Annotated in this window: 2 protein-coding genes and 4 pseudogenes; 4 read left to right on the top strand and 2 right to left on the bottom strand. The window is 43.1% G+C overall.

The annotated features are described in order from the left end of the window. A partial coding sequence (locus BGK49_RS26235; protein ID WP_047664789.1) for an IS1 family transposase occupies positions 1–165 on the bottom strand: 165 nt, incomplete at its 3' end. Positions 166–214: 49 nt separating this feature from the next. Here BGK49_RS26235 and BGK49_RS26230 point away from each other — a divergent pair. The 4 genes and pseudogenes from BGK49_RS26230 to BGK49_RS09805 form a co-directional block, all read left to right on the top strand. Further along, positions 215–490, top strand: a complete 276-nt coding sequence (locus BGK49_RS26230) for a DUF2574 family protein (RefSeq protein WP_072059034.1) — start codon at positions 215–217, stop codon at positions 488–490. Between the two features lie 298 nt (positions 491–788). After that, positions 789–1,331 (top strand): annotated as a pseudogene (locus BGK49_RS09815) (fimbrial protein). An 87-nt stretch (positions 1,332–1,418) separates the two neighbouring features. Continuing rightward, positions 1,419–2,092 (top strand): annotated as a pseudogene (locus BGK49_RS30990) (fimbria/pilus periplasmic chaperone). 15 nt (positions 2,093–2,107) lie between these two features. Beyond that, a pseudogene (locus BGK49_RS09805) lies at positions 2,108–4,141 on the top strand (fimbrial biogenesis outer membrane usher protein); the annotation flags it as partial. A gap of 16 nt (positions 4,142–4,157) precedes the next feature. On the opposite strand, the pseudogene BGK49_RS09800 reads toward BGK49_RS09805, so the two are convergent. Further along, a pseudogene (locus BGK49_RS09800) lies at positions 4,158–4,472 on the bottom strand (IS1-like element IS1B family transposase); the annotation flags it as partial.

Genomic DNA, 4,472 nt, shown 5'->3' with positions numbered 1-4,472 from the left:
TTTCTGGTGCGTACCGGGCTGAGAGGCGGTGTAAGTGAACTGTAGTTGCCATGTTTTACGGCAATGAGAGCAGAGATAGCGCTGATGTCCGGCAGTGCTTTTGCCGTTACGCACCACGCCTTCAGTAGCGGAGCAGGAAGGACATCTGATGGAAATGGAAGCCACGCAAGCACCTTAAAATCACCATCATACACTAAATCAGTAAGTTGGCAGCATTACCTGGCTGTCAGGAATTATTTTTCTTGCCTATGGATTGGCTTCTCCCGCGTTCTCTTCAGAGACTGCAACATCAACCATCAATGGCAGAATTAGTTCCCCTACATGCAGTATGGATGTTGTTAATAATCATCTTCAGCAACGTTGTGGGCAGTTGTTACAACGAGTTGAAACCAACTATCGTGCTTCTTCTACTGCAAAAGGCGTTACGACAGAAGTGGTAACTGTGGGTAATAACGACAAACGCAAAATCGTGTTAAATCGCTACGATTAATTTGCCAACACCGTTTTAAGCATTAAGCATATTTAAAAAGCCAAAATCATTCCTATGAATGATTTTGGCTTTTTTATTCACCTCATGAATGTTATTTACGGTAATTTACGTTAATTAATCAGTTTCAAAAATGTTTGTTATAGCGAATTATTTGTTGTATTTATATCGCATTAGTTAATTTGTTTTAAATCAACAAAACAATATGTTTACATTGCGGCAACTTTTTTGATGTGAGAAATTTGTTTCCAAGAGATACAGACTCTTAACAAAACAAAATAAACTTATTAAGGAATGCATCATGAAACATTCAATTATTGTTGTCGCTGTCTTATCTTCTGTATTTATGAGTGCTGGTATTTTCGCTGCTGAAGTAGATACCGGAACTTTAACCATTAAAGGTAATATTGCTGAATCACCATGTACATTTGTCGCTGGCGGTGATTCAGTCAGTATTAATATGCCGACTGTACCCACCACTGTATTTGATGGTAAAGCGAAATATTCAACTTATGATGGCGTGGTTGGTGTAACCAGCAGTATGCTGAAAATTACTTGTCCGAAGACTATTGATGGCGTAAAACTTTCGTTGATCACCAACGAGAAAATTCTTGGTAATGATAAGGCAATATCCAGTAGTAATGACACAGTTGGATACTATCTCTATTTGGGAGATAGCAGTGACGTACTGGATATTTCCGCACCATTTAATATTGAAAGTTATAAAACTGCTGATGGATAATATGCAATACCGTTTAAGGCAAAATATCTGAAGTTGACTGACAGTGGTGTTGCATCTGGTACTGTTAACTCTTCATTGGTTATGCGTGTTGCCCAGGATTAAATATTTAAAATAATCATCTTGTTTTTTCAGTAAGTTAAAATGGCCGCCATATTCATGGCGGCCAGCATAAATATAAGAGGCATTAAGATGAAAGGGTTATTATCTTTACTCATCTCTTCTATGATATTCCCCGTGCATGCCGGAATGGTTATTTTCGGGACCCGTATAATTTACCCGGCAGAGCAGAAAGAGGTCATGGTACAACTGATGAATCAGGGAAACCGCTCTTCGCTGATGCAGGCGTGGATTGATGATGGCGACACGTCTCTGCCGCCAGAAAAGATTCAGGTTCCTTTCATGTTAACGCCACCAGTAGTGAAAGTAGCGGCCAATTCTGGGCAACAAATAAAAATTAAAATCATGCCTAATAAATTACCCAGTAATAAGGAAAGTATTTTTTATCTTAATGTTCTGGATATTCCACCGAATAGTCCAAAACAAGAAGGTAAGAATGCACTGAAGTTTGCGATGCAAAACAGAATCAAATTGTTTTACCGGCCGCGGGTATTGCTCCGGTGAATAAAGCGACCTTTAAAAAGTTACTGATAAATCGCAGTGGCAATGGATTGGTGATAAAAAATGACTCAGCTAATTGGGTGACGATTTCGGATGTCAAAGCTAATAATGTCAAAGTCAATTATGAAACTATTATGATTGCCCCCTTAGAAAGTCAGAGTGTTAATGTCAAAAGTAATAATGCAAACAACTGGTATCTGACCATTATCGATGACCACGGCAACTATATTAGTGACAAAATTTAATTGCAGGAGCTGCCTATGTTGAGAATGACCCCACTTGCATCAGCAATCGTAGCGTTATTGCTCGGCATTGAAGCTTATGCAGCTGAAGAAACCTTTGATACCCATTTTATGATAGGTGGAATGAAAGACCAGCAGGTTGCAAATATTCGTCTTGATGATAATCAACCCTTGCCGGGGCAGTATGACATCGATATTTATGTCAATAAGCAATGGCGCGGGAAATATGAGTTCATTGTTAAAGACAACCCGCAAGAAACATGTTTATCAAGAGAAGTTATCAAGCGGTTAGGCATTAATAGCGATAACTTCGCCAGTGGTAAGCAATGTTTAACATTTGAGCAACTTGTTCAGGGTGGGAGCTATAGCTGGGATATCGGGGTTTTTCGTCTCGATTTCAGTGTCCCGCAGGCTTGGGTGGAAGAACTGGAAAGTGGCTATGTTCCACCGGAAAACTGGGAGCGGGGTATTAATGCGTTTTATACCTCTTATTATGTGAGTCAGTATTACAGCGACTATAAAGCGTCGGGTAATAACAAGAGTACATATGTACGTTTTAACAGCGGGTTAAATTTACTGGGGTGGCAACTGCATTCTGATGCCAGTTTCAGTAAAACAAATAACAATCCAGGGGTGTGGAAAAGCAATACCCTGTATCTGGAACGTGGATTTGCCCAACTTCTCGGCACGCTTCGCGTGGGTGATATGTACACATCAAGCGATATTTTTGATTCTGTTCGCTTCAGCGGTGTGTGGTTGTTTCGTGATATGCAGATGTTGCCTAACTCGAAACAAAATTTTACGCCACGGGTGCAGGGGATTGCTCAGAGTAACGCGCTGGTAACTATTGAACAGAATGGTTTTGTCGTTTATCAGAAAGAGGTTCCTCCTGGCCCGTTTGCGATTACAGATTTGCAGTTGGCCGGTGGTGGAGCAGATCTTGATGTCAGCGTGAAAGAGGCGGACGGCTCGGTTACCACCTATCTGGTACCTTATGCAGCGGTGCCAAATATGCTGCAACCCGGCGTATCGAAATATGATTTTGCGGCGGGTCGTAGCCATATTGAAGGGGCGAGCAAACAAAGTGATTTTGTCCAGGCGGGTTATCAGTATGGTTTTAATAATTTATTGACGCTGTATGGTGGCTCGATGGTCGCGAATAATTATTACGCGTTCACTTTGGGGACTGGCTGGAATACCCGCATTGGTGCCATTTCCGTCGATGCCACGAAGTCGCATAGTAAACAAGACAACGGCGATGTGTTTGACGGGCAAAGTTATCAAATTGCCTACAACAAATTTGTGAGCCAAACGTCGACGCGTTTTGGTCTGGCGGCCTGGCGTTATTCGTCGCGTGATTACCGGACATTTAACGATCACGTTTGGACAAACAATAAAGATAATTATCGCCGTGATGAAAACGATATCTATGACATTGCCGATTATTACCAGAACGATTTTGGCCGTAAAAATAGCTTTTCTGCCAATATGAGCCAGTCATTGCCAGAAGGCTGGGGGTCTGTGTCCTTAAGTACGTTATGGCGAGATTACTGGGGGCGTAGCGGCAGCAGTAAGGATTATCAGTTGAGTTATTCCAATAACTGGCGGCGGATAAGCTATACCCTCGCGGCAAGCCAGGCGTATGACGAGAATCATCATGAAGAGAAACGTTTTAATATTTTTATATCGATTCCCTTTGATTGGGGTGATGACGTTACGACGCCTCGTCGGCAAATATATATGTCTAACTCAACGACGTTTGATGATCAGGGGGTTGCCTCAAATAATACGGGATTATCAGGAACCGTTGGAAGCCGGGATCAGTTTAACTATGGGGTCAACCTGAGTTATCAGCATCAGGGAAATGAAACGACAGCTGGGGCGAATTTGACCTGGAACGCGCCGGTTGCGACAGTGAATGGCAGTTATAGTCAGTCGAGTACTTATCGACAGGCTGGAGCCAGTGTTTCAGGGGGCATTGTCGCCTGGTCGGGTGGCGTTAATCTGGCGAACCGTCTTTCCGAAACGTTTGCTGTGATGAATGCGCCAGGAAGGTAATGACTCCAACTTATTGATAGTGTTTTATGTTCAGATAATGCCCGATGACTTTGTCATGCAGCTCCACCGATTTTGAGAACGACAGCGACTTCCGTCCCAGCCGTGCCAGGTGCTGCCTCAGATTCAGGTTATGCCGCTCAATTCGCTGCGTATATCGCTTGCTGATTACGTGCAGCTTTCCCTTCAGGCGGGATTCATACAGTGGCCAGCCATCCGTCATCCATATCACCACGTCAAAGGGTGACAGCAAGCTCATAAGACGCCCCAGCGTCGCCATAGTGCGTTCACCGAATACGTGCGCAACAACCGTCTTCCGGAGCCTGTC

Source organism: Shigella sp. FC1544 (assembly GCF_001722145.1).
GTDB lineage: Bacteria > Pseudomonadota > Gammaproteobacteria > Enterobacterales > Enterobacteriaceae > Escherichia > Escherichia coli.
The sequence above is the reverse complement of the archived record's forward strand: the minus strand, read 5'-3'. Positions and strand labels throughout refer to the sequence as shown.